The 24,328-nt window shown below is 37.7% G+C and carries 23 protein-coding genes, 1 tRNA gene and 1 pseudogene; 9 read left to right on the top strand and 16 right to left on the bottom strand.

Translation table 11 applies throughout. The features are described from left to right. Position 1: 1 nt before the first annotated feature. A complete protein-coding gene (locus tag AC2117_RS04895) occupies positions 2–1,222 on the bottom strand; it encodes a tetratricopeptide repeat protein (RefSeq protein ID WP_227549228.1) in 1,221 nt (406 codons plus the stop codon). 251 nt (positions 1,223–1,473) lie between these two features. Between AC2117_RS04895 and AC2117_RS04890 the strand changes: the two genes are divergently transcribed. After that, positions 1,474–2,175 (top strand): VIT family protein, encoded by a 702-nt coding sequence (locus tag AC2117_RS04890; protein ID WP_133972289.1) that lies wholly within the window; start codon positions 1,474–1,476, stop codon positions 2,173–2,175. Positions 2,176–2,289: 114 nt separating this feature from the next. Then, the gene (locus AC2117_RS04885) at positions 2,290–3,336 is read left to right on the top strand and encodes an NAD(P)H-dependent flavin oxidoreductase (protein ID WP_133972287.1); all 1,047 of its coding nucleotides are present in this window, start codon (positions 2,290–2,292) and stop codon (positions 3,334–3,336) included. Between the two features lie 36 nt (positions 3,337–3,372). On the opposite strand, the gene dusB is transcribed toward AC2117_RS04885, so the two are convergent. Then, the gene (gene dusB, locus AC2117_RS04880) at positions 3,373–4,398 is read right to left on the bottom strand and encodes a tRNA dihydrouridine synthase DusB (protein WP_133972285.1); all 1,026 of its coding nucleotides are present in this window, start codon (positions 4,396–4,398) and stop codon (positions 3,373–3,375) included. Positions 4,399–4,482: 84 nt separating this feature from the next. Between dusB and AC2117_RS04875 the strand changes: the two genes are divergently transcribed. Both AC2117_RS04875 and AC2117_RS04870 read left to right on the top strand, forming a co-directional pair. Further along, positions 4,483–5,691 carry a DUF1615 domain-containing protein gene (locus tag AC2117_RS04875; protein WP_197730991.1) on the top strand — a complete coding sequence of 403 codons (1,209 nt, stop codon included), beginning with the start codon at positions 4,483–4,485 and terminating at the stop codon, positions 5,689–5,691. Beyond that, entirely contained in the window at positions 5,658–6,314 is a 657-nt protein-coding gene (locus AC2117_RS04870) for an HAD-IB family hydrolase (protein ID WP_133972283.1), read from the top strand. The genes AC2117_RS04875 and AC2117_RS04870 overlap by 34 nt, the downstream gene beginning before the upstream one ends. 27 nt (positions 6,315–6,341) lie before the next feature. Here the strand turns inward: AC2117_RS04870 and proB are convergent, their stop codons facing one another. The 8 genes from proB to uvrB form a co-directional block, all read right to left on the bottom strand. Beyond that, positions 6,342–7,475: a glutamate 5-kinase gene (proB, locus tag AC2117_RS04865; RefSeq protein ID WP_133972281.1), complete on the bottom strand. Its 1,134-nt coding sequence runs from the start codon at positions 7,473–7,475 to the stop codon at positions 6,342–6,344. A gap of 15 nt (positions 7,476–7,490) precedes the next feature. After that, a complete protein-coding gene (gene cgtA / locus AC2117_RS04860; RefSeq protein WP_133972279.1) occupies positions 7,491–8,711 on the bottom strand; it encodes an Obg family GTPase CgtA in 1,221 nt (406 codons plus the stop codon). Between the two features lie 182 nt (positions 8,712–8,893). Beyond that, positions 8,894–9,568, bottom strand: coding sequence for a hypothetical protein (locus AC2117_RS04855; RefSeq protein WP_197730990.1), 675 nt, complete (start codon positions 9,566–9,568; stop codon positions 8,894–8,896). Positions 9,569–9,579: 11 nt separating this feature from the next. Further along, positions 9,580–10,305, bottom strand: a complete 726-nt coding sequence (locus AC2117_RS04850) for an MFS transporter (RefSeq protein ID WP_197730989.1) — start codon at positions 10,303–10,305, stop codon at positions 9,580–9,582. Positions 10,306–10,454: 149 nt separating this feature from the next. Next, entirely contained in the window at positions 10,455–11,912 is a 1,458-nt protein-coding gene (locus AC2117_RS04845; protein ID WP_003650341.1) for a glyceraldehyde-3-phosphate dehydrogenase, read from the bottom strand. A 216-nt stretch (positions 11,913–12,128) separates the two neighbouring features. Beyond that, positions 12,129–13,076 carry an EamA family transporter RarD gene (gene rarD, locus AC2117_RS04840; RefSeq protein WP_127492705.1) on the bottom strand — a complete coding sequence of 316 codons (948 nt, stop codon included), beginning with the start codon at positions 13,074–13,076 and terminating at the stop codon, positions 12,129–12,131. A gap of 110 nt (positions 13,077–13,186) precedes the next feature. Continuing rightward, the gene (locus tag AC2117_RS04835) at positions 13,187–13,774 is read right to left on the bottom strand and encodes a lipocalin family protein (protein ID WP_042898094.1); all 588 of its coding nucleotides are present in this window, start codon (positions 13,772–13,774) and stop codon (positions 13,187–13,189) included. 93 nt (positions 13,775–13,867) lie between these two features. Next, positions 13,868–15,889 (bottom strand): excinuclease ABC subunit UvrB, encoded by a 2,022-nt coding sequence (gene uvrB, locus AC2117_RS04830; RefSeq protein WP_133972277.1) that lies wholly within the window; start codon positions 15,887–15,889, stop codon positions 13,868–13,870. 180 nt (positions 15,890–16,069) lie between these two features. Between uvrB and AC2117_RS04825 the strand changes: the two genes are divergently transcribed. Both AC2117_RS04825 and AC2117_RS04820 read left to right on the top strand, forming a co-directional pair. Continuing rightward, positions 16,070–16,861, top strand: coding sequence for a hypothetical protein (locus AC2117_RS04825; protein WP_133972275.1), 792 nt, complete (start codon positions 16,070–16,072; stop codon positions 16,859–16,861). 164 nt (positions 16,862–17,025) lie between these two features. Further along, a pseudogene (locus AC2117_RS04820) lies at positions 17,026–18,462 on the top strand (diguanylate cyclase domain-containing protein); the annotation flags it as partial. Between the two features lie 32 nt (positions 18,463–18,494). Here the strand turns inward: AC2117_RS04820 and AC2117_RS04815 are convergent. Continuing rightward, positions 18,495–18,674 (bottom strand): hypothetical protein, encoded by a 180-nt coding sequence (locus tag AC2117_RS04815; RefSeq protein WP_005038911.1) that lies wholly within the window; start codon positions 18,672–18,674, stop codon positions 18,495–18,497. A gap of 207 nt (positions 18,675–18,881) precedes the next feature. Between AC2117_RS04815 and AC2117_RS04805 the strand changes: the two genes are divergently transcribed. Further along, positions 18,882–20,117, top strand: coding sequence for a pyridoxal phosphate-dependent aminotransferase (locus tag AC2117_RS04805; protein WP_042898097.1), 1,236 nt, complete (start codon positions 18,882–18,884; stop codon positions 20,115–20,117). A 52-nt stretch (positions 20,118–20,169) separates the two neighbouring features. Here the strand turns inward: AC2117_RS04805 and AC2117_RS04800 are convergent, their stop codons facing one another. Beyond that, positions 20,170–21,009, bottom strand: coding sequence for a DMT family transporter (locus AC2117_RS04800; protein ID WP_133972271.1), 840 nt, complete (start codon positions 21,007–21,009; stop codon positions 20,170–20,172). Positions 21,010–21,248: 239 nt separating this feature from the next. On the opposite strand from AC2117_RS04800, the gene AC2117_RS04795 reads away from it, so the two are divergent. Then, complete coding sequence (locus AC2117_RS04795) at positions 21,249–21,686, top strand: PaaI family thioesterase (RefSeq protein ID WP_133972269.1); 438 nt, start codon at positions 21,249–21,251, stop codon at positions 21,684–21,686. A 15-nt stretch (positions 21,687–21,701) separates the two neighbouring features. On the opposite strand, the gene AC2117_RS04790 is transcribed toward AC2117_RS04795, so the two are convergent. Together AC2117_RS04790 and AC2117_RS04785 are read right to left on the bottom strand one after the other, a co-directional pair. Then, entirely contained in the window at positions 21,702–22,133 is a 432-nt protein-coding gene (locus AC2117_RS04790; protein ID WP_133972267.1) for a hypothetical protein, read from the bottom strand. Positions 22,134–22,175: 42 nt separating this feature from the next. Continuing rightward, positions 22,176–22,322 (bottom strand): hypothetical protein, encoded by a 147-nt coding sequence (locus AC2117_RS04785; RefSeq protein WP_133976199.1) that lies wholly within the window; start codon positions 22,320–22,322, stop codon positions 22,176–22,178. 46 nt (positions 22,323–22,368) lie between these two features. Here AC2117_RS04785 and AC2117_RS04780 point away from each other — a divergent pair. Then, positions 22,369–22,444, top strand: a tRNA-Asn gene (locus tag AC2117_RS04780). A gap of 186 nt (positions 22,445–22,630) precedes the next feature. On the opposite strand, the gene AC2117_RS04775 is transcribed toward AC2117_RS04780, so the two are convergent. Then, positions 22,631–23,389, bottom strand: a complete 759-nt coding sequence (locus AC2117_RS04775; protein WP_133972265.1) for an SDR family NAD(P)-dependent oxidoreductase — start codon at positions 23,387–23,389, stop codon at positions 22,631–22,633. A 291-nt stretch (positions 23,390–23,680) separates the two neighbouring features. After that, a complete protein-coding gene (locus AC2117_RS04770; RefSeq protein ID WP_133972263.1) occupies positions 23,681–24,325 on the bottom strand; it encodes a tRNA-(ms[2]io[6]A)-hydroxylase in 645 nt (214 codons plus the stop codon). Between the last annotated feature and the right edge of the window lie 3 nt (positions 24,326–24,328).

Below are 24,328 nucleotides of genomic sequence, written 5' to 3'. Positions count from 1 at the left end.
TTTAGAAATCCTTATAAAATACGAGTTCTACTCGCGTATTGTTGTAATGATCTTTTGTATCTATTGGTACATCTTTAAAGTAATTGCCGTAGAGTCGTTCAACACGTAATTTTATAGGTTGATAATTAAAAGGCTGCCACGAAATACCAGGGCCATATTCAAATAAATTATTGTAATATTCATCTTTACTATCGGCTAAGCCATGCAATTTCACATAAGCCTGCACAGTTCCATTCTCACCTTTATAGACATTTAAGCCTGTACGTAAGCGCAAATCCCCAATAACGTTATAATCTTCTCTAGAATAAGTCGCTGCATTGCCATATAAATCAGTGAAGTAATCATTAAAGCAAAGTGAATGATTACAATTATTTTGAGAATACCACTCTTGATAACCAGTGACCCCACCGACAACACTTTCACGAAATTTATCTCTATTTCGATCAATCAGATCGTAACTTCCACCAACTTCTAGATATGCACGCACAGGGATTGAAGTCCAAGGTTGATAATTAGCCCCTATCCCTAAAGTTACCGCGTTTTCATCAATAATTTCTGGTCGTACACCGCCTTGAGATTGAGTGTCACGGTTTAGGTTTAAAAAGCCATATACTTGTGCTCGGCCATTATCAAAGTTCTTACCATAACGGGCTTTGAGTGGAAAAATTACATCGTCGTAACGTGACTCATATGAAGGTGCAAAATAAACATCACGGAAATAAGTTTTGACCTCTCCACCACTTAAATTTTTAACTGCCTGATTGGCTTTATCAGCAATTGCAGGATCTGAAGATGACGTTAACTCTTTAAATAAAACTAATGCTTCGCGATTCTTTTTTTGCTGATTAAGCAAATAAGCTTCTTGTAGTTTTAAGGTATCATCTTGAGGAGCCAAATTTCTTGCTTGTTTTAAGCTTTGTAAAGCCTCTTCTCTCTTTTCAAGCCGAATTTGTAAATAAGTTAGGCTTTTCCAGACTTTAATATCTGTTGGTGTCAGCTTGCTTAGCTCGATTAATATTTTCTCAGCTTCTGCTGGTTGAGATTGTTCGATCTTATAAAATCTATCCCATTTATCATAAATGATATTGCCAGGCTTATATTCAGCATTTAGTTGATCTTGTGCAAAAGCCGAGCTAATGCTTAGTACGCCTACACTAGAAATCACTGCTCCCATAATTAATATTGAATGCGTTATAGAATTTATTGTTTTGCTATTTTTCATTTTCACCTCTACAGTAAATTAGAATTATTAGGGAAGGCAAATTCTTGAAATCACCAATAATATTATAATTAGAAAGAATAATTTACATCGTTAAGTTAGGTTAAGGGTATTTAAAATGAATTATTTAGTCTCCCTCTTTTGTTATTGATCTATTCTGTCTTATCCCTAAATTCCCTATAATAATGACATATTTTTTAATCAATAAATTGTAAAATTTCATAGCATATATAAAGAATTTATAAGGAAAAATTATGGCTTTTCCACATCATGTAGAACATCATGCTATTCACCGTTCAGGCTGGTTAAGGGCTTCCGTATTAGGGGCCAATGATGGAATTATTTCTGTGACTAGCTTAATTATGGGAATGGCTGCAAGTGGAGCTGCTTCTCATACTCTGTTAATTACATGTATTGCTGGTTTAATTTCTGGTGCAACCTCAATGGCTGCTGGAGAATATATTTCCGTTAAATCTCAAGAAGATATTGAAAAATCAGATTTAGCAATTGAAGAAAAAGAATTAAAAAAATATCCTCAGAAAGAATTAGATGAGTTAACTCAAATTTATATCGCTAGAGGGCTTTCTAGTGAATTAGCAAAAGAGGTTGCGATACAGCTCACAACACATGATGCTTTAGGTGCGCATGCCCGTGATGAAATTGGTATTCATGAAAATACAGCTGCAAATCCAATTCAAGCCGCTCTTTCATCCGCTGCATCATTTACTTTTGGCGCTTTTTTTCCAATGCTCGCCATCTTATTCACTCCTGAACATTTAATTATGCAAAGTGTTCTCGTTACAGGAATTGTTGCTTTAGCTATCTTAGGTGCACTTGCAAGTTATTTTGCAGGCACATCTAAACTTAAAGGCAGTTTACGTATTACATTGTGGGGGATTCTGGCAATGGCTTTTTCAAGTTGGATTGGCTCATTGTTTAATGTTACTCCTTTATAAAACATATTTTTTAAAGAGGACTTCCCCAAATATTTAAAAACTAAATAGCCAATATTATTTGCTCTTGATTCAGATTCCACGTTATGGTGAACATAAAGAAATGAGGTGAATAAAATGACCCTGTTACAACAACTTGAAATTAAACATCCAATTTTTCTTGCCCCCATGGCAGGTGTGTCTACTCCCGAACTTGCCGCGGAAGTTTCTAATCAAGGTGGACTAGGGGCACTAGGCCTAGGAGCAAATACGGCTCAAAGTGCCCGTGAGCAGATTTTAAAAACCCAAACACTTACAGAAAGTTCTTTTCAGGTTAATTTTTTCTGCCATCAACCTGAGCAACTTAATCCTCAAATTTCAGCACAATGGATTGAATATTTACGCCCACAATTTGAGAAGTTTGGTGAGCAACCTCCTCAAAATTTGGACTGCATTTATCCAAGTTTTCTTGATAATGATGACTTTTTAAAGGTTGTATTAGAAACCAAACCTAAAGCTGTCAGTTTTCATTTTGGTATTCCCCATCCACATCAAATTCAGGCATTAAAAGATGCCGGAATTCTAACAATGGTTTCTGCTACCAATTTGGTTGAAGCACAAACTATTGAAGCAGCTGGCATTGATATTATTATTGCCCAAGGTATTGAAGCTGGTGGACATAGAGGAATCTTTAATAAGACTTTTGATGCAGCGATTAAAACGAGCGATTTAGTACACCTTATTGTGAAACATTGCGCACCACCTGTAGTAGCTGCTGGTGGTATTATGAACGGTGCACAAGCAAGACATATGTTAAGTTTAGGTGCTACAGCTGTTCAACTGGGAACCGCTTTCGTTCAATGCCCATCATCCAATGCATCTACTGAATATCGTAAAGCTTTATTTAATGAACCAGTAACACAAATCAGTGCGAGTCTTTCTGGTCGTCCAGCCCGTGGTCTGCTCAACCATTGGCACACACAAATTGATTTACCGAATCGACCGCCTCAACCTGCATATCCATATACCTATGATTTAGCCAAGCAATTAAATACGATTGCAAGTAAACATAAAGACTATGGCTTTGGTGCTTTTTGGGCAGGTAGCAATGTCTCACAAATACGAGAATTAAATGCTGCCGATTTAGTTAATCAGTTAGTCGTAGAAATGTTAGAAGATGAATAAATCTTAAAAAGCCAGTCATCATACTGGCTTTTTAATTTAATGGGTCTGCAATAAATTGACTTGCTCAACTTGTACATCACTCATCAAATTTCCTTCAGCCAATAACTGATTAAAATATTTTTCGACCACTAATGCTTGCTCAGCTGTACTTTCAACTTTATACATATTTTGGCGGAACTCATTACTTGAACGTAATCCTTTTGTGTACCAAGCAATGTGTTTTCGGGCAATACGGCATCCAGAATATTCACCATAAAATTGATAAAGTTCTGATAAATGTCCAAGTAGCACCTGCTTCACTTCTTCAATATTAGGTGCGGCTAAGTGCTCTCCAGTTTTTAAATAATGAGCAATTTCACGAAAAATCCATGGACGGCCTTGTGCGGCACGACCAATCATAATCGCGTCAGCCCCTGTATAGTCGAGCACATATTTTGCTTTTTCAGGGCTATCGATATCACCGTTCGCAATAAGTGGAATATTGATTAATTCTTTGACATGTTTTATCAGGTCATAGCGCGCTGTATTTAAATACATGTCTTCACGGGTACGACCATGTAAAGCTAACGCTGCAATACCAGCCTCTTCTGCCCTTTTCGCTACCCTTAAAATATTTTCTTGACCATTTAAAAATCCCAATCGGGTTTTCAATGTAACAGGAACATCAACAGCAGCGACCACCGTATCAAGAATTCTTGCCACCAAGTCTTCATCTTGTAATAAAGCTGAACCTGCGAGTTTATTACATACTTTTTTGGCAGGACATCCCATATTGATATCAACAATTTGAGCGCCATTCGCCACTTGATGACGTGCAGCCTCAGCTAACTGCTCAGGATCAGAACCGGCAATTTGTGCAGAGATTGGAGCAAGTTCCCCATCAAAATTTGCACGGTAGAGGCTTTTCTTGCTCATCTGCAAAGTCTTATCGGCAGTCATCATTTCACTGACTGCATGGCCTGCACCAAAATACTTACAGAGCGTTCTAAATGGGCGGTCAGTGACCCCAGCCATAGGAGCAACGATTAAATTATTTGACAGTTGATAGGGACCAATATACATATATATTCATACAATTGATGATCAACATAGTATACTTCAATCCGCTTGATCGGCTCATCTTTTTATGCAGGTGCTTTCCTCGCCATGAACAAACCGTTGTCTTCCCGTTTTTTATTAAAATCATTCGGTATGGTCACCGTGTGCATGAGTTTAGCTGCTTGTGGTGATAAAGCTTGGTGGTCAAATAGTGATGAGCCTGAACTAGAAAGCCAACAGATTAAACGTCTAATCCCATCGCGTGTACATAACCGTGAGTCTTGGGCAAAAGATATTGATGATATTATGCAAGAGCTAGATATAGCTAAAACTAAAACAAATGCATGCAGTATTATTGCTGTGGTCGATCAGGAATCAAATTTTGTAGCTGACCCATCAGTTCCTGGACTAGGCACGAAAGCAGTTCAAGAAGTAAATACACGCTTACAAGAAAAATTTGAAGCAAAACTGGGCCAAAAAATTGGTGGGACAGTTGCTGGTTACTTCGAAGAAGTTCTTAAAACACAACCTTCACCAGATGATAATTATATGAGTCGGATGCGTAAAGTTAAAACTGAACGTGAACTAGACTTACTCTATAGAGAAATTTTCGATTTCATGGCGAAGCATTATCATGTCAGCGCTCTAACAGGTGCAGCCAAACTGGTCGGACAAGATATTGGTGAAAAAATGAACCCAATTACCACTTTGGGTTCTATGCAAGTACACATTAACTACGCGAAAGCCAACAAACGCTCCAGCATGAATATCGCTGAGCTTCGTAATGACTTATATACAGAATACGGCGGTTTATATTACGGCATCCACCGTTTAATGGTTTATCCAGCAAATTATGATAAAGCTATTTATCGATTTGCAGACTATAACTCAGGTATGTATTCAAGCCGTAATGCTGCTTTCCAAAGTATGCTCAATGATCTGACCGACTCAGAAGTAAGTTTAGATGGTGATCTACTTCTTTACACAAAAGATGGTGATCCACGTCCGACTCAAAGCCAATCAGAAAAAGAACTCATTACTGTATTTGCAAAAAATAATATTTTAGTTACACCAAGACAAATTCGTGATGATCTTAAATTAGAAAAAGAGAAAAAGTTTGAAAGTACACAAACCTATATTGCTCTGACTAAACTTTATAAAGCAAAGACAGATAAAGAACCTATCTATGCGGTTATGCCGCAAGTTGTTATTTCTGGACCAAAATTAAGTCGTGATTATAATACCAACTGGTTTGCAACCCGAGTAAACGGACGATATGAAACATGTATGCAACGAGCGAAACGAATAAGACTATAAAAAGTCTCGCCCTGTTCGATTTTGATGGAACCTTGTGTAGCAAAGACAGTTTTACAGGGTTCATCTTTTATGCTTTGTCTAAGCGCCACATTGTTAAACAAAGCTTAAAAATCCTGCCATGGATTCAAGCCTACTATCTTAACTTTTATCCAGCCCATGCCATGCGCGCCAAGTTATTTCGCAGCATGTTCAAAGATACCTCCGCAATTGAATTGCAAAGATTAGGTGAAGAATATGCACAAGAGTTAGTCTCTGCACTTTCACCTGAACTTTTCGCACAGTTACAACACCACCAGTTACGTGGTGATCAGGTGGTACTGGTTTCTGCCTCAATTGATGTCTACCTTGCTCCACTTTGCAAGTTACTCGATATCGAATTAATTTGTACCGAAACACAAATTAAAAACGGCATGGTGACGGGTTACTACTCCACCCCAGATTGTAGTAGCGAACAAAAGAAGTTGCGTATTCATCAACAATATAAGCTACAGCATTACCATCAAATTTATGCTTATGGTAATAGCTCAGAAGACCTAGATATGTTGAGTCTCGCCACACATCCGTATATGGTGGGTGAAGATCGTGTTCTACCCCGTTTAGCGCCAGAAAAAAAGCTCGCATAAAGCGAGCTTTTTTAATTTTACAATAATCTAGTAAATCGCCATATGATCACGATGAATCATTTCAAGTGAACGAGCTTCACCAAGTACTTGATAAACCTTATCAGAAGCTAAGCCTTTAATAATTTCAGCAGATCGCGAACTAAAATTCACTCGCCCCACTGCAATACGTTTACCTTGTTTATCGACACATTCAACCACATCGCCACGATCAAAATGTCCTTCAACAGTTTTAACTCCAACAGGGAGTAAACTGCGATGTTTCAATTTAATCGCTTCAACAGCACCATCATCAATTACAAGACGGCCTGCTGTTTGTAAATGAGCAGCGAGCCATTGTTGATGAGCAGTCATACGGTCTTTATCTGTAGTAAACAACGTACCTAGCATTTCACCTGCCATGGCACGTGACAAGACATTATCACTTTCGCCACTCGCAATGAGCGTTGGACAACCCGACTTAGCAGCTAAACGTGCGGCACGGACCTTAGTCACCATACCACCTCTGCCGAGTACACCGCCACCGCCAGCCATTTCAAATAAAACATCGTCCATGGCACGAACAGTAGAGAGTAGTTTAGCATCAGGGTTATGACGTGGATCTGAGTCAAACATACCCTGCTGATCCGTTAAAATGATCAGCAATTCTGCATGAACCTGACCTGCAACCATCGCAGCTAAAGTATCGTTATCACCAAAGCGGATCTCATCGGTAGATACCGTATCATTTTCATTAATGACTGGAATTACATGCCAATCAATCAAATTTTGCAAAGCATCACATGAGTTTAAATAACGACGGCGGTCCGCCAGATCATCATGTGTCAGTAAAACCTGAGCAGTACGAATGCCATGTTCTTCAAGCACACTAGACCAAGTATGAATTAAACCCATCTGCCCAATTGCAGCACAGGCTTGTAGACTGGGTAAATCGGTGGGTCGACTCGCAAACTTCATACGAACCATACCTTCAGCCACGGCTCCAGAAGACACTAAAATAATTTCGTGTCCGGCATTGTGTAGATCTGCAATTTGTTTCGCCCAATGCGAAATAGCATCCAAATCTAAACCTTGCCCATTGGCTGTGAGTAAAGATGATCCGATTTTAACAACGATTCGTTTACACTCACTGAGCTGACGTTGCCCATCGACCACTTCTATCATGTTTTCCTCGGTTTTCTAATCACGAACGTAGATGACTTCTACATCATTGTCGTCTTCATCATCGTCAAAATCATCATCATCGCCCAACATGCCTTCAAGACGTTGTGCTCGACGCATAGCGCGATATGCTTCTTTTGCCGCAATGGTTTGTTCACGTGTTTCAACTTCTAGTTGTTCACGGAAAGCTCTTACTTCTGCTGCATATTCAGGATCTTCAACTTCGCGTTCACGTTGTTGTTCAAGCTGATCCATGAGGTAATACACAACCTCTTTCGTTCCTTCACTTAATAAGCCTGATGTCTTAAAGACAGGTCCAGTCCACTCTAGTTCATCTAGAATATGCTGACACCACTCTTCACGACTTTCTTCAGCAATCTGATCAAGTTTGTTCAGTACTAAAACAATCGGTAGTTTAGCCAAAGTCGGTGAAAACTTAGCTAACTCGTTCATAATTGCTTTTGCATTATGCGCCGGATCTGAACCATCAATTGGTTGCACATCAATAATGTGTAAAAGGATACGCGTACGGGCCAAATGTTTAAGGAAACGAATTCCCAAACCAGCGCCTTCAGCAGCACCTTCAATCAACCCAGGAATATCGGCCATTACAAATGAACGATGACGGTCAGCATCTACTACACCTAGGTTTGGAACCATGGTTGTAAATGGATAATCTGCCACTTTTGGTTTTGCAGCACTTACAGCACGAATAAATGTTGATTTACCAGCATTTGGCATGCCCAACAAACCAACATCTGCCAATACTTTTAATTCAAGGCGAATTTCACGAAACTCACCTTTGATACCAGTCGTACATTTACGCGGAGCACGGTTAGTTGATGATTTAAAGTGGGTATTCCCCAAACCACCGTCACCACCACCTGCAACCAGAATTCTTTGGCCGTCTTCAACCAAATCGCCAATAATATCGCCTGAATCTGTATCAACAATTGTTGTACCCACGGGTACTTTTAAAACCACATCTTCACCACCACGTCCGGTACAGTTAGCGCCTGCACCATTCTTTCCGCGCTCAGCACGGAACTTACGTGTGTAACGGTAATCGACTAGCGTACTCGTATCATCATCAGCTTGAATATAGATACTTCCACCACGTCCGCCATCACCACCATCTGGGCCACCAAATGGGACAAATTTTTCACGGCGAAAACTGGCTACGCCATTGCCACCGTCGCCAGCCTCTACGGTAATGACTGCTTCATCAACAAAGCGCATCTGCCAATCCTCTAAAAACTCTAAAACCGCCTATTCTGCCATATTTTCATAAAATTCTCGAATAGAAAATGGGACAAATCCCATTTATAACGATCTGTTTTTATCTTTAAGTCATCAAAAGCATTTTAGATTCACAAATATGGGCTTTATCCAAAATAAAATGCAGGATGCCTATTTAATTTTTAAGGATGAACATTGCGTAAAGGTAAGGTCATTTGCATATCAAGATTGGCTTTTGTTTTTGGAACCGAATTATACATAATGGCATTAAATGAAGAGATATTCCCCATTTCCATAGGGTCATTCACCTCTAAACTTGGTTTAAACTGATGTTTAACCGATAAATTTACTGGCTCATCAAATTCAAAATAAACAGGACCATCAAAAACAATTTTAATCGGAATGGTATAACTACGCTTTAACTGAAAAGGCACATCTAACTTTATGGGAATATCAAGTTTAAGTGGAAATTTAGGTAAAAACTTATTTTGATAAATTAGATCTGTAGTTGTTTCAAGCGGCATAACCTGATCAATTTTTAGAGTTGTTGTGTAGTCAACACTTACTGTAACAGGTGTTTCTACAGCAAAACCTATATCTGCTAAATATCTCCCTTTTAGCGGTAGAGTCAGTTGGCGATTTATATCTAAGGTTGTATCAAGTTTACCAATAGACTGAACTTGCAATGTATTACCAACTTGAATCTTTGTTTCTAAAGAGTCAGGTAAACTAATATCGGCATTATGAGCCGAAACAACTAAGTTTGCTTGAATATTGAGGTATACCCAAAACATAACCGCGGCAAGTATCATCATTAAAATAAAACTGATGAGCATACTCTTGAGTGAACGAAACATTACCATCCACCCTATTGATCAGCTGTCGTCTGCAATGTTTCTGAACCTACTACCCGATTTAATCGCATACTGGACAGAGGAATTTTTAACTCACCATTTGCAATCTTCACAGGCAATGTATTTTTTACATCGACCGAAGCATTTAATGCTGTTTTAACAGGGACACTCAAATTACCCTCAATTGGAATATTAGTATCCAATCTTGCTTTTAGAGGGATATGTAAATTTTCTTTTAATACTGTCCGCACTGGTGCATCAAATTTCAAATGGACCTTTTGCTCAAGAGGAACATTAATATCAATTGGAACATCTAGTTTTAATGGAATTGTTCCTTTTAATGGCAGTGTAATATCACGCCCCAAAACTCTAACCTGAACCTTCGTATCAATTGGTAAATTTTGCTCAACCTTTAATACTTCTTTAACAGGAATTGTTGTACTAATAGGAACCATATTATCGAAATAGACACGCGGAGTTAAAGTTTGCGTTAAAGGAATATTCAATTGCTCATCAATTGGAATACTGGCATTTACCCGCCCTTTCACATCAACGTTTAAAGCATCTTGTACTTTAACCTTAACTTGTAGAGGTTCTTGCAAGTCAATAGCAACTGCTTGATTCTTCAATGGAATATAAATATTAAAATGCTTAAACACCCATATTGCAATGAGCACACCACATAAATTGGCAATAATGATGAATATAAAAACGACCAACAAACGTTTAAACTGCGACAATTCCTATCCCTTACTATTTTCTTTTTTTCCTTAATTCATATTCTCATTTATTTACAAAAAATAGTCAGCATATATTTTGTACGGTTGTAAAAAAACCCAGTCTAAACTGGGTCTTTTTGTGAAAATCTTTTATAGATCGTTAAATGATCTTAAGCATTCAATTCTGCTGGGATTTTCTTGTAGCTTACGCCGCACATTTGTTCTGCGATACGTAATACCTGACAGCTATAACCTACTTCGTTATCGTACCAAACATAAGCAGTTAAACGGTTACCAGAAGTAATCGTTGCTTGAGCATCATATACACCAGCAGTACGAGAACCGATAAAGTCACTCGATACAACTTCAGTCGAGTTGGTATAACCAATTTGACCTTGAAGGCTAGAGTTAATTGAAATTTGACGAATGTATTCGTTCACTTCTTCACGATCAATTTCTTTATCAAGCGTTAAGTTCAAGATAGCAAGAGATACGTTTGGTGTAGGAACACGTACAGAGTTACCAGTTAACTTACCTTTTAATGCAGGTAATGCTTTAGCAACTGCTTTAGCTGCACCAGTTTCTGTAATTACCATGTTCAAAGTAGCAGCACGGCCACGACGATCTGCTTTATGGTAGTTGTCGATCAAGTTCTGGTCATTTGTAAATGAGTGAACAGTTTCAACATGACCATTAAGAACTTTATATTTGTCATCCAATACTTTAAGAATTGGAGTAATTGCATTTGTTGTACAACTTGCAGCAGAGATGATTTTGTCTTCATCCAAGATGTCTGTGTTGTTTACGCCAAATACAACGTTTTTCATTTCGCCTTTACTTGGTGCAGTCAATACAACACGTGCAACGCCTGGGCATTTTAAGTGTTGGCTTAGACCTTCAGCATCACGCCATTTACCAGTATTGTCAATTAAAAGTGCATTTGAAATACCGTATTCAGTATAGTCAACTTCACTTGGGCTAGACGCATAAATCACTTTAATGAAGTTACCATTCGCAATGATTGCTTCGTTTTCTTCATCAACAGCGATTGTACCAGCAAAAGTACCGTGAATAGAGTCACGACGAAGTAAAGAAGCACGTTTTGCTAAATCGCCATCAGAGGATTTACGCACAACAATTGCTTTAAGGCTTAAACCACGACCTAAACCTGATTGGCTAATGATTAAACGAGCCAAGATACGGCCAATACGACCAAAACCATAAAGAACGACATCTTTAGGTTGTTCAGAAGTTGCGCTACCTTTGATTGACTCAACTGCTTGAGCAACAAAAGCATCAACATCACCGCCTTTTTCTTTATATTCAACAGCAAGTTTACCGATATCAACTTCTGCAGAGCCAATATTTTCAAGCTTAGCTAAAGCTTCTAAAATTGGGAATGTATTTACAACAGAAAGCTCAACGTCTACAACACGTGTACGGCGGTGAGTTTTCAAAATTTGGATAACAGAACGGTTAATTAAAGAGCGACCGTAAACAGATACGACAATATTTTTTTCACGGTATAATTGTCCGATTAATGCAATCATACGTTCCGCGATTTCTTCACGGTTTTTCCAACGGCCTTGGTGTTCAGCATGCAGGGCGATGATAGTGTCTTTGCTCACAGATACGTCCTCTAATTAATTATATCTAGGCGTGATTTTTTAAACCCCGTAATTGTAATGGAATTATTGGCAAGAATGAATCAAAAGCTGACGTTAGTGATTAGATTTTCCTAAAATTCATCATAAATTCATAAAATACCTATAATTATTTTTTATTATTTTATTGTTTAAAGCAGCTAAATTTTTGCTTTTTCTTACTTTTTATATTCTGAGTCTCTAATCAAACTCATCATTTTTTAATCTTTTTTGATATTTCGCGATGTTGAGCTGCAAATTTTTGGCTTTTTGACGTTGCTGATAAAGGTGTACTGCACCTTCTAAAACCAACACAAATACCGCGCACCAGATCGGAATATAAGTGAACCATTCTTCTTGGCCAATACTCTCCCCTAAAACTAAAGAAGCTAGAGCAAGTAATACAGGTTCTAAATATCCTAAAAGTCCAAACACAACTAATGGTAAAAAGCGACTTGCCAGAATATAGCTTCCTAAACCAATAGCACTTAAAATTCCAAGCCCAACAATGACCAAAGCAAGACTTGGCTGGTCTATAAATTTGCTATAAGGAAGTAAACCTGTATGGGTCAAATAAATTGCAATTGGTAGAATAATAACTAAGTCCCACCAAAAACCGCCTAAATTGTCTGTTTTAATGGTCTTACGTAATAAAAAATAGGCAGAATAGCCAACCGCAACCAATGCAGTTTCCCAAGCGATACTTCCTAAACGCCAGATCTCATGGCCTACGCCAATGACGGCAAGAATAATTGCGACCCATTGAAATTTTGATATTTTTTCGCCATACAGCACACTTCCAGCCAAGACAAGAACAAGTGGCAATAGAAAGTAGCCTAAAGATACTTGTAAGCCACGCCCGTGCATTGGCCCCCATAAAAAAAGCCAAAGCTGTACCGAAGTTAAAACGGAGGTTGTGATTAACAACAATAATAAAGATGGCTTAGCCAAAATACGCTGGTAGATATTTTTTATATATCCTAAATCACCACTCCACCACATAAACAAAGTGAGAACTGGTAATGTTGCAATAATCCGCCATCCAAAAGTCTGTTCACTATCCAGCTGACTTAATAATTGAGTATAAAAATAAAGTACACCAAAAGTGATAGATGCCATGACAGACAAGCTCACGCCTTTAAACATCATCACCCTCTTAGACTTTAGTAAAAACAGCTCACCACAATACTTGATTTATCCACTATAAAAAAGAAAAAACCATGTAAAAACATGGTTTTTTATTAATCAGACATCTACTGTTATTCTTGATGTTCTGTACGGATAACATCGCGAATATCAAAACCTAAGGTTTTTGCATAATTTAGATATTCATCAACCACTTCTTGTTCAGGATGAGGTGTTCTTGATAATACCCACAGATATTTACGAGAAGGTTCTCCGACTAAAACAGTTTGATAGTCTTCATCTATTTTTAAAATCCAGTAATCTCCACGAATAACGGGAATCCATCTCACAGCTTCGGGTAAGAAACTCACCTTCAATTTCGTGTTATATGGCGGATTTACCACAAAGGCTTCACCAATAGATTGCTGTAATTGTTTTCTATTGTCATAACAGCGATTATCTACAACCACATTGCCATTTTCATTTAAGGTGTAAGTTGCAGATACGTTGTAAGCACATTTTTTTTGAAAAAATGCAGGCTTACGGGCAACTTCATACCAGACACCTAAATATCGGTCCAGTTCAACTTTATAAACAGTTTGCAAGGGTTTTGGTTGAGCATAGACATACGTTCCAACAGCTAAACCAGCCAAAACGATGCCGCCCAACGCAATTTTACCCAAACGCCAACTGGCTTGCGGAACATTATTTCGAAATGCCATTGTTGCCCTCAACGATTAGTTGTGAATACAAAAGAACTCAAACATCTACAGTAGCTTGTTTTTTAAACACATTATGTAGCGTTATGTATTCGTTTATTGCAACATCTGCGCTTTTAATCGAATGATATCATCACGTATCCGCGCTGCTTGTTCGAACTGTAGATCTTTCGAGGCCTTTAACATATCTTTTTCAAGCTTAGTAATATGTTTACTAAACAATTTTGGATCTGAAAGAATATGTCTTTCGTCGGCACTCAATGCTTGTGCTTGTTCAAGTACTTTTTCATCAATCTCATCATCTGAAAGTACCTCACCAGAGTCAATTTCTTTGATAACCTGACGGACAGCACTACGTGGCGTAATACCATGCAGCTCATTAAACTCAATTTGTTTAGCTCTACGGCGATCAGTTTCATCTATTGCTTTTTGCATAGAATCGGTAATTCGGTCAGCATATAAAATTGCTTTACCTTTCACATTACGTGCAGCACGACCAATTGTTTGAATAAGTGAACGTTCAGAACGTAAAAAGCCCTCTTTATCTGCATCTAAAATAGCAACCAAAGAAACTTCAGGCATATCCAGACCTTCACGTAATAGGTTAATACCGACTAAAACATCAAATACACCTGTACGTAGTTCATGAATAATTTTGACACGTTCAACCGTATCAATATCTGAGTGGAGATAAGCAACCTTAACGCCATATTCTTTTAAATAAGAAGTCAGGTCTTCTGCCATACGCTTTGTTAAAGTGGTAATTAATACCCTTTCATTCAAGTTTTTACGAATATTAATTTCAGAAAGAACATCATCTACTTGGGTTAAGACAGGACGAATTTCAATCTCAGGATCGATGAGACCTGTTGGACGTACCACCTGTTCAACGATTTGGTCTGACTTTTCTAATTCATATTTAGCAGGTGTTGCACTTACAAAAATGGTCGTCGGTACAATACGCTCCCATTCTTCAAATTTCATAGGACGGTTATCAAGCGCACTTGGTAAACGGAACCCATAATTCACTAAGTTTTCTTTACGTGATCGGTCACCTTTATACATCGCTCCAATTTGCGGAACAGTAACGTGTGATTCGTCAATAATCAGTAAAGCATCTTCTGGAATATAGTCAAATAAAGTCGGCGGCGCTTCACCAGATGGACGTCCAGACAAATGACGTGAATAGTTTTCGATACCATTGGTATAGCCCAACTGTTGCATCATTTCTAAATCGTAGCGTGTCCGTTGTTCAATGCGCTGTGCTTCGAGCAATTTGTCATGTTCACGGAAGAATTTGAGCTGATCTTGTAATTCATCTTTAATTGTATCGATGGCACGGGTTAAATGATCTTTTGGTGTTACATAATGGCTTTTCGGATAAATCGTTATCCGAGAAACTTTACGAACCATTTTACCTGTTAGCGGGTCAAACCAACGGATTGAGTCGACCTCATCATCAAATAGTTCAATACGAATTGCATGTTGATCGGATTCTGCTGGGAAAATATCAATAATTTCGCCACGAATTCGATAAGTACCACGTAAAAATTCAAGTTCATTACGCGTATATTGCATTTCAACCAATCGGCGGATGATTTCATCACGACTTACTCGGTCGCCCTCAACCACATGCAGCAACATTTGCATATAGGCATTCGGGTCACCCAAACCATAAATTGCAGACACTGATGCCACAATAATTGCATCACGACGTTCTAATAAAGCTCGTGTTGCCGATAATCGCATCTGATCAATGTGATCATTAATGGCTGAATCTTTTTCAATAAACGTATCCGAAGATGGAACGTAAGCTTCTGGCTGGTAGTAATCGTAATAACTTACAAAATATTCAACCGCATTATTGGGGAAGAAAGATTTAAACTCACCATAAAGCTGGGCAGCCAAAGTTTTGTTATGGGCCATCACAATTGTAGGTCGCTGTGTTTGGGCGATCACATTTGCCATGGTATAGGTCTTACCCGAACCTGTTACCCCTAGCAATAACTGATTACGAAAACCATGTTCGATACCACTGACCAGCTTTTCAATTGCCTGTGGCTGATCACCTGCTGGCTGATAATGAGTGACCAAATCAAAAGGTTGATTTTCGTTCAAAGTTATCTCTCTTTATTAAAAAATTGAATTTAACGTCTTCCTCATTAATGGGGATTTTTCTTTTAATTTAAAGTCCAAATTGCGTTGAAAATTCTATGCAAAAGAATAAGCATCTTAACACTTGACCAATACCATAATCAGTTGCAACATGGACCTATCCATTAAATAAAAAGCATAACCATGACCTACCAATATCATGATGAAAGTATTGTAACCGAACTTCCCGAAGATACCGTTTTTGTATTTGGAAGTAACCTTGCTGGACAGCACGGTAGCGGTGCAGCACGCGTTGCCCGCCAACACTTCGGAGCAGTTGAAGGTGTAGGTCGTGGCTGGGCTGGTCAAAGCTTTGCAATTCCCACCTTAAATGAACATATTCAACAAATGCCTCTTTCACAAATTGGGCACTATGTTGAAGATTTTAAAATATATGCAAAAAACCATCCTAAAATGAAATATTTTGTCACTGCTTTAGGTTGTGGCATCGCGGGTTATAAAGTTTCTGAAATTGCACCACTGTTTAAAGATATTCATCACAACGTTATCTTTCCAGAATCTTTTAAACCTTATGTTGAAGACAATGCAGTTTCTCAATTTCCGACATTAACTCAAAAGATGGTGAAAAGTTTCATTAATGATGAGGTTATTTTTTACTTCAATCATGGAAGTGAATCTTTTGAAGAAGCCTTAGATAAAACAGATTTATCAAGTGCCGAAAAAGCCATTGCTCTAATTGTTTTAAATGAAGAGCTTTACCCTCGGGATCGTTATGGACGAGGCCGTGATCATGAGCTGAGTGATATTTTAGGTAAGCTCAACGGCAAGATATTTGATCTTCATGGAAATTCTGAGGGTGCCATGATTTTTGTGAGTGCAGTCGTTGCCCTCATGGAACTTTACGATTTTGACGAGCAAGACTTTATCAAATTATGGCGTGGTGAAAAAAATATTGATCACCCTATTAATCGATAATTTATTTTATAACATTCTCAAAAAGCAGATTAATTTCTGCTTTTTTATTATTCTATTTTCAATTACTACTATTTAATTATTCTAATAAATTTAAAATCTTTATCTTTTCAAATATGAGCTTTTCTCATTATACTTTAAGGCAAACTGAATACTTAAAGAAACATATGGAAACTTTAGATTCTTCAATTTTTGACCTTAGCCCAATTCCAATGTGGATTGAAGATTTCAGTGAAGTTAAACAACAATTTGACTTATGGAGAAATCAAGGTATTGAAAACCTCCATGAGTTTTTAAGTCAAAATAAAAATTTAATTATTGAATGCGCACATAAAATTAAAATCGTTCGCGTTAATCAAAAAACATTAGAACTTTTTGAAGCAAAAACTCACGAAGAACTCTATTCGAATTTAAATCTTATTTTTAAAAAAGAAATGTTCGAATCACATATTCATGAACTTGAAGAACTATGGAAGGGTAAAACTCACTTTTCAAGTACGACTGTAAATTACACCTTATCAGGCAAACGTATTGATGTTCAGCTAAGAGGTTCTATTTTACCCGGCTCTGAATCGACCTTTGAGCGTGTATTAATCACGACCGAAGATATTACACCTTATCAGAATGCACTTCGTGAGGAAGAAAAAAATCGCCGCCTAGCTGAGTCTATGTTTATTTATTCACCTACCTCTCTTTGGGTCGAAGATTTCAGCCGTATTAAAAATAGAATTGATCAACTTAGGCTATTGGGTATTGAGGACTTTAGAACGTTTTTAGATGTGCATCCTGAATTTGTCCGTCAATGCATTGAAGATATTTTAATTTTAGATGTTAATCAGGCAACTTTAGACTTATTTAAAGCACCTGATAAAACGACACTCTTGAGAAATACACATAAAATTTTTGCACAAGAGATGATTGAAACCTTTCGGGAACAACTTATCGAACTTTGGCAGGGTAATATTCATCATAAACGTGAAGCCATCAATTATGCCTTAGATGGGCAAATAAGAAATGTATTGCTTCAATTTACCGTTTTCCCTGGTTATGAAGAGACTTGGGGGCTGGTACAGGTTGCACTTACAGATATTACCGCACGAAAAAAAGCAGAAAACTATCTTGAATATCTGGGACAACACGATGTTCTTACCAAACTATATAATCGTGCTTTTTTTACAGAAGAACTTAATCGTTTAAACCGAAGTATTATTCGGCCTGTTTCTTCAATTTTCTTAGATATGAATGGATTAAAAGAAACAAATGATCAGTTTGGTCATGATATTGGGGACGGCTTATTGCGTCGCGTCGGAAATATTTTAAATCAGACCATTATAAATACGCCCTATACAGCCTCTAGAATAGGTGGCGATGAGTTCGTAATTTTAATGCCGGGGGCAGATGAAGCGAATGTTCTAATTATGCTTCAAACTATTCAGGAGCTTTTTAATATCGACAATCAATATTATTCAAGCCACCCAGTTAGCATTGCAATTGGACATGCAACAACTCAAGCAAATGAACAAATTGAGGACATGTTGAAGCGAGCTGACCATCACATGTACCAAAAGAAAAAAAGCTATTATCAGGAAATTTTATTTAATCAATAAAAAAACAGGCATATTGCCTGTTTTTGAACTTAACGTTTTCCCATAGAACGACGAGTACCACGTGGAGGCATCCATGTTCTATCTGCGTATTGCTCTGGTTTTGGACGCACTTGGTTGTGTACCGCGTCGTCGGCTTCATTGCTATCATTCGGCATTGGGAATGGCAATTTCACCAAAGCCTTTTTCTGTTTTGGCTGTTGCTCAGTCATGATTCATTCTCGAAATTTCGATTGCGGCTTATTATAAATGATTTTCTCATTTCTTTCTAAAAAAGCTTCAATTGAATAAATATTGCTTAAGATGATTACTAAACTAAACTTTTTTACATCTGAAAAGGTTCACATCCGCAAATTACTTAATTTTTGCGATAAGATAGTATGCTTTTTATTTTTTAATCCCATAAGAGGAATATTGCCGTGGACGTACGTCTTTCTGATCGTGTCAATGCTATCAAACCGTCCCCTACACTTGCTGTAACCAACAAAGCTGCTGAACTTAAAGCTGCTGGCAAGAACGTGATTGGTTTAGGTGCTGGCGAACCAGACTTTGATACCCCTCAACACATCAAAGATGCTGCAATTGAAGCGATTAATAATGGTTTCACCAAATATACGGCTGTAGATGGTACTCCTGGGTTAAAAAAAGCAATTATTGCTAAATTTAAACGTGATAATAATCTTGATTATCAAGCGAATCAGATTTTGGTTTCATGTGGTGGTAAGCAAAGCTTCTTTAACTTGGCACTTGCTCTATTAAACAAAGGCGATGAAGTTATCATTCCAGCACCGTTCTGGGTAAGCTATCCAGATATGGTCATTATTGCTGAAGGTACTCCAGTCATTGTGAAATGTGGTGAAGACCAACGTTTCAAAATTACTCCTGAACAATTAGAAGCGGCTATTACTCCTAACACTCGTTTAGTTGTACTAAACAGCCCATCTAACCCGACAGGTATGATCTATAGCAAAGCTGAATTAGAAGCTTTAGCTGAAGTATTACGTCGTCATCCACAAGTATTTGTTGCATCTGACGATATGTATGAACCAATTCGTTGGGAAGATGAGTTCTACAACATCGCAACTGTTGCTCCAGATTTATATGATCGTACGATTGTTTTAAATGGTGTGTCTAAAGCATATGCGATGACAGGTTGGCGTATTGGCTATGCAGCCGGCCCAGCAAAAATTATTGGCGCAATGAAAAAAATCCAGTCTCAATCAACTTCAAACCCAACTTCTATTTCACAAGTTGCTGCTGAAGCTGCATTGAATGGTCCTCAAGACGTACTTCAACCAATGATTAAAGCGTTCAAACGCCGTCATGACTTAGTTGTAAATGGCTTAAATGACATCAAAGGTATCTCTTGTTTACCTGCTGATGGTGCTTTCTATGCCTATGCAAACATTCGTCCTCTTATTCGTGCAAAAGGCTTAAAGTCTTGCACAGAGTTCTCTGAATGGTTACTAGAAGAAACTGGTGTAGCAGTAGTTCCTGGTGATGCATTTGGTCTAGGCGGTTTTATGCGTATTTCATATGCAACTGCTGATGAAGTACTTGTTGATGCGTTAGCACGTATCAAAAAAGCTGCTGACTCAATTGAAGGTGTAGACGCTGCAATTGCTTCTATTGAAGCTGAAAAAGCTGCAAAATAATCTGCATTTTGCGTAAAAAGGGTTCTCTTTAGAGAACCCTTTTTTTATTGATCTATACTTTGCCTTTCTTGGGCATCATATAAATAACCAGAAAAATTCCAAACAAAACCATAAAACTAGACAAAATAACTCGCCCTGTTACAGCTTCATTCACAAATAGATTTCCACCTAAAATTGCCAAACATGGCACACTCAACTGCACGGTACTGGCCGTCACTCGATCAATATGCTTCAAAATTGCATACCAAACTACATAAGCCCCGCTTGAAGTCACACCACCAGACAAAATTGCTAACACCCAACCCTGCAAATCAATATACCGCTCTTGATTAAGCAATATATTTGCCAACAAAACGATTGGTACAGCCAATATAAAATTTGCCAATGTGCTGCCAACAGGTTGTGTCATGTTACGGCCAGCAATGCTGTATCCAGCCCATGCCAAACCAGACAGCATCATAAGCAAAGCATACTTCCAATGAGGTGCGTGAGTACCAGGTAATAGCAAAACAATCATGCCTGCTAAAGCTATGCATAAACCAATACCACGGTACATGCCAATTTGTTCGCCATGCCAATAACCGTAGAGCACCATGGTAAGTTGCACGACACCAAATAATAGTAAAGCGCCTATACCTGCATCTATTTGAAGATAGGCACAAGAAAATGCTAAAACATAAACTGCTAGAAAAAATGCGTTCTTAAAATTCCATTGAACATGAGTTTGAGACGTTTTTGAATATAAAAATATTCCCAATAAAACAACTGCACCACTCACTACTCGTATTAAGCTAAAACTCATTGGGTCGATATGATGCTCTGTTAAAGCCAAACGGCACAACACAGAATTTGCCGCAAAAGCCACCATTACAAGTGCAATTTTTAAAAGCATTATCCTTATGCTCCTGCTATTTTTTATAGTGTATAAGAAGAATCTCTTATCTATCTAATTCATTATGCAACTAATTTATTCCACTTTTTAGAATAAAGATGTTTTATGCTCCGTAAATAAGCTTTAAATCTTCAACTCATCAGTTCAATCTTTAACTCATGGAATTGACATATCGATGACTTAATAATAGGCTAACAACAAGTTCCATTTAAGAACTTATATAATTAAAGGACTCAAAAATGAAAAATCCGATGGAAATGACTGGTCTTGAATTTTTACAAGCGATGATTGATGGCCATATTCCAGCAGCAAGTATTAGTAAAACCATACCTATGCAACCTACTGAAATTTCAGAAGGGTCTGTTACTTTTAAAGCCCAAGCAGATCATAATCATCTAAATCCGCTAGGCGGCGTACATGGTGGCTTTGCTGCTACAGTTTTAGACTCTGTGACTGGCTGTGCAGTACATACGATGTTACCTGCGGGTGTAGGCTACGGAACAATCGATCTTAACGTAAAAATGTGTCGCCCTATTCCAAAGAACCACCCTTTAATTGCGATAGGTAAAGTCATTAATTTAAGTAAAAACTTAGGAATTTCCGAAGGAAAGGTTATTGATGAGGAAGGTAAACTGTATGCTTATGCAACAGCGACCTGCATGATTATTCGCCCATAATCATTAAAGGCAGCTTTAAACCGCTGCCTTTTTTATTGAGTAATCTGAATTATCTGGACGGTCACAGGTTTGTGCCACGACATAAGAGGCCCAAATATTTTTAAGTTGAAGCTCTACCACCTCTTGATGTTCAACAGACCAAGCTAGAACTTTATTTTTGCCCAGCAGCAACTCTCCTTCTAATTGAAAAATATATAAAGCTTTAGAAGGGTTTAATAGTTTTGAACTTTTTAAAACTTTTAGTGAACTATGCACATTCCATTTGGAACTAAACCAAAGCTGCAATAAATCACCTAAATACAAGTCCTGCTTTTTAAAAGGATAAGCATCAATCGACGCACCCTCTACAGGCGTGTAATAAGATTCTGGTTGACTTAAAATATTGAGATAATTACGTTGATAAAAATCAAAATTAGAAAAAATAGAGGCAACAGTAAGTGTTTTCATACTTATCTCCGATTTAGCCATTTTAGTGCTGGCAAGTTGGTTTTAAATCCACACTGTTTGAATTTCTTCAAACGCTTGTTCTGTTCCGAATTTAGCAATTGATTTTTTAAAGTGCAAGTAATTTCTTAGCTCACCCCTTAACTGATCAAATAAAAAGCATACAGCACAAAAATAAAGTAAACATGGCAATTTACACTTGACCCTTCTCAAAATCTCCTTATAATCGCATGCAGATTCTCCCATAGCTCAGTCGGTAGAGCGACGGACTGTTAATCCGCAGGTCCCTGGTTCGAGCCCAGGTGGGAGAGCCAAATACTAAAAAGCCCGCAGCATTAAAGCGGGCTTTTTTTTGCCATAAATTTATCAATAACCATAAAAAATCCCCTATCACAACATAGAGGATTTAATGATTAATCTATTAATTTCATTCAATGTCCGAATCAAAATTCAAAAGACATAGCATCTATAAACTCACTATCGGTTCATTCTGAACCTTATTACTCTACCTCAACAACTTTTAAAGGATTAAAAGACTGAGAAGTAGGCATCATTTCAATACGGTTAATATTAATATGTGAAGGTTGTGATGCAACCCACGCTACCGTATTTGCAATATCTTCAGGCAAAATTGGGTTCTTTTTATCATACAGATTGTTTACTTTCTCCTGATCGCCTTTAAAACGTACTAAAGAAAATTCTGTACCACCGCAAAGCCCCGGCTCAATATTAGTCACTCGAATGCCAGTACCAGACAAATCAGCTCGAAGGTTTAAACTAAATTGCTCCACAAATGCTTTGGTTGCACCATAAACATTACCGCCCGGATACGGATATGTACCTGCAATAGATCCCATATTGATAATTAAACCTGATTTTTTCTTCACCATATTCGGTAAAATTAACCGTGTAACGGTGATCAACCCTTTAATATTGGTATCGACCATGGTGTACCAATCACCCAAATCTGATTTATCTGCTGACTCTAGCCCTAATGCTAGACCAGCATTATTAACCAATAAATCAATTTGACTGATTTGAAATTCAGCTGGTAAATCAACCAATGCTTTATTTATATTTTCTGCCGTATCTGTCATATCAAATACTAACGGATAGAATGTATCACCAAGCTCTTGCTGTAATTCTTTTAGTTTTTCTGCCCGTCTTCCACAGCCAATAACCTTATAACCTAACTCAATCAGTTTTTTTGAAATGCTATAACCAAAGCCCGCCGAGGCACCTGTAACTAATGCTAACATTCTTATATCCTTAAAATATTTGACTACTTTAGTTGAACCGATTATGAACAATCTTATCTGTATATTTACATAATATTCGTTATTACTTTAAAAATAAAAATTTTCGAAAATTTTATTACGAATAATAAAAATCGAGAAACTAAAAATGTAGGAATATAATTTTATTAAGATTAACAGGTAATAAACAGCGCAGATCCTAAGCTAACCAATTTTAAAAATTAATTTACAATTAAAGAGTTAAAATAAAAAAAGTTTATCTAGATAAGATAAACTTTTTTAAAACTTTTAATATTATGCAGGCACGCCACTGTGAAAACGGAAGGTATCATCAGGCGTTAAAATCAGATTCTTTTCAACCTCACGAATATGCTCAATTCGCTGTTGAATATCCTCTTTAGGATTTTTCATTTTTGCATTTTTTGCAGCATCAAGTGCAAGTGCCAAATAGTCTTCAAAATGACGAGACTCCGACTTAAGCAAGTAGCGATAATAGCGCCCCAACTCTTCATCTACGCGTGGAGCAAGTGCATGGAAACGTTCGCATGAGCGAGCCTCAACAAAAGCACCTACCACTAGTACATCAATTAAAGCTTCGGGTTCATAAGTACGAATCTCTTTACGCAAGCCACCCGCATAGCGCCCTGCACTTAAGCCATCCCATTTCTGACCACGCTTGGCCATAAGCTCAAGCACCTGTTCATAATGGAGCATTTCTTCCCGTACTAGTTGTGCAAGCTTTACTTGCAAATCAGGAAAAAAGCTATAACGGAACATTAAGTTCATTGCTGTACTAGCTGCTTTTTTTTCGCAATTAGCATGATCTTGCATCAAGATATCTAAATTATTAATTGCCTCATCTAACCACGCGTTTGGTGTTTGGCATCCTAAAAAAGCCAAGACAGGTTGCATTAATTCATCGTAATTGATACTCGACATAAC

Origin of the sequence: Acinetobacter calcoaceticus (assembly GCF_900520355.1) — a bacterium.
Lineage (GTDB): Bacteria > Pseudomonadota > Gammaproteobacteria > Pseudomonadales > Moraxellaceae > Acinetobacter > Acinetobacter calcoaceticus_C.
Note: the sequence above shows the minus strand (reverse complement) of the source record. Positions and strands in the feature narration are given on the sequence as shown.

What these genes read in the sequence shown, in the direction of transcription:
- AC2117_RS04795 (WP_133972269.1), top strand. Translation starts at nt 21,249, where the DNA reads ATGAAAAATCCGATGGAAATGACTGGTCTTGAATTTTTACAAGCGATG.
- AC2117_RS04875 (WP_197730991.1), top strand. Translation starts at nt 4,483, where the DNA reads ATGAACAAACCGTTGTCTTCCCGTTTTTTATTAAAATCATTCGGTATG.
- AC2117_RS04855 (WP_197730990.1), bottom strand. Translation starts at nt 9,568, where the DNA reads ATGTTTCGTTCACTCAAGAGTATGCTCATCAGTTTTATTTTAATGATG.
- AC2117_RS04815 (WP_005038911.1), bottom strand. Translation starts at nt 18,674, where the DNA reads ATGACTGAGCAACAGCCAAAACAGAAAAAGGCTTTGGTGAAATTGCCA.
- AC2117_RS04870 (WP_133972283.1), top strand. Translation starts at nt 5,658, where the DNA reads ATGTATGCAACGAGCGAAACGAATAAGACTATAAAAAGTCTCGCCCTG.
- AC2117_RS04790 (WP_133972267.1), bottom strand. Translation starts at nt 22,133, where the DNA reads ATGAAAACACTTACTGTTGCCTCTATTTTTTCTAATTTTGATTTTTAT.
- AC2117_RS04885 (WP_133972287.1), top strand. Translation starts at nt 2,290, where the DNA reads ATGACCCTGTTACAACAACTTGAAATTAAACATCCAATTTTTCTTGCC.
- dusB (WP_133972285.1), bottom strand. Translation starts at nt 4,398, where the DNA reads ATGTATATTGGTCCCTATCAACTGTCAAATAATTTAATCGTTGCTCCT.
- AC2117_RS04800 (WP_133972271.1), bottom strand. Translation starts at nt 21,009, where the DNA reads ATGCTTTTAAAAATTGCACTTGTAATGGTGGCTTTTGCGGCAAATTCT.
- AC2117_RS04895 (WP_227549228.1), bottom strand. Translation starts at nt 1,222, where the DNA reads ATGAAAAATAGCAAAACAATAAATTCTATAACGCATTCAATATTAATT.
- AC2117_RS04770 (WP_133972263.1), bottom strand. Translation starts at nt 24,325, where the DNA reads ATGTCGAGTATCAATTACGATGAATTAATGCAACCTGTCTTGGCTTTT.
- proB (WP_133972281.1), bottom strand. Translation starts at nt 7,475, where the DNA reads ATGATAGAAGTGGTCGATGGGCAACGTCAGCTCAGTGAGTGTAAACGA.
- cgtA (WP_133972279.1), bottom strand. Translation starts at nt 8,711, where the DNA reads ATGCGCTTTGTTGATGAAGCAGTCATTACCGTAGAGGCTGGCGACGGT.
- AC2117_RS04775 (WP_133972265.1), bottom strand. Translation starts at nt 23,389, where the DNA reads ATGTTAGCATTAGTTACAGGTGCCTCGGCGGGCTTTGGTTATAGCATT.
- rarD (WP_127492705.1), bottom strand. Translation starts at nt 13,076, where the DNA reads ATGATGTTTAAAGGCGTGAGCTTGTCTGTCATGGCATCTATCACTTTT.
- AC2117_RS04835 (WP_042898094.1), bottom strand. Translation starts at nt 13,774, where the DNA reads ATGGCATTTCGAAATAATGTTCCGCAAGCCAGTTGGCGTTTGGGTAAA.
- AC2117_RS04890 (WP_133972289.1), top strand. Translation starts at nt 1,474, where the DNA reads ATGGCTTTTCCACATCATGTAGAACATCATGCTATTCACCGTTCAGGC.
- AC2117_RS04825 (WP_133972275.1), top strand. Translation starts at nt 16,070, where the DNA reads ATGACCTACCAATATCATGATGAAAGTATTGTAACCGAACTTCCCGAA.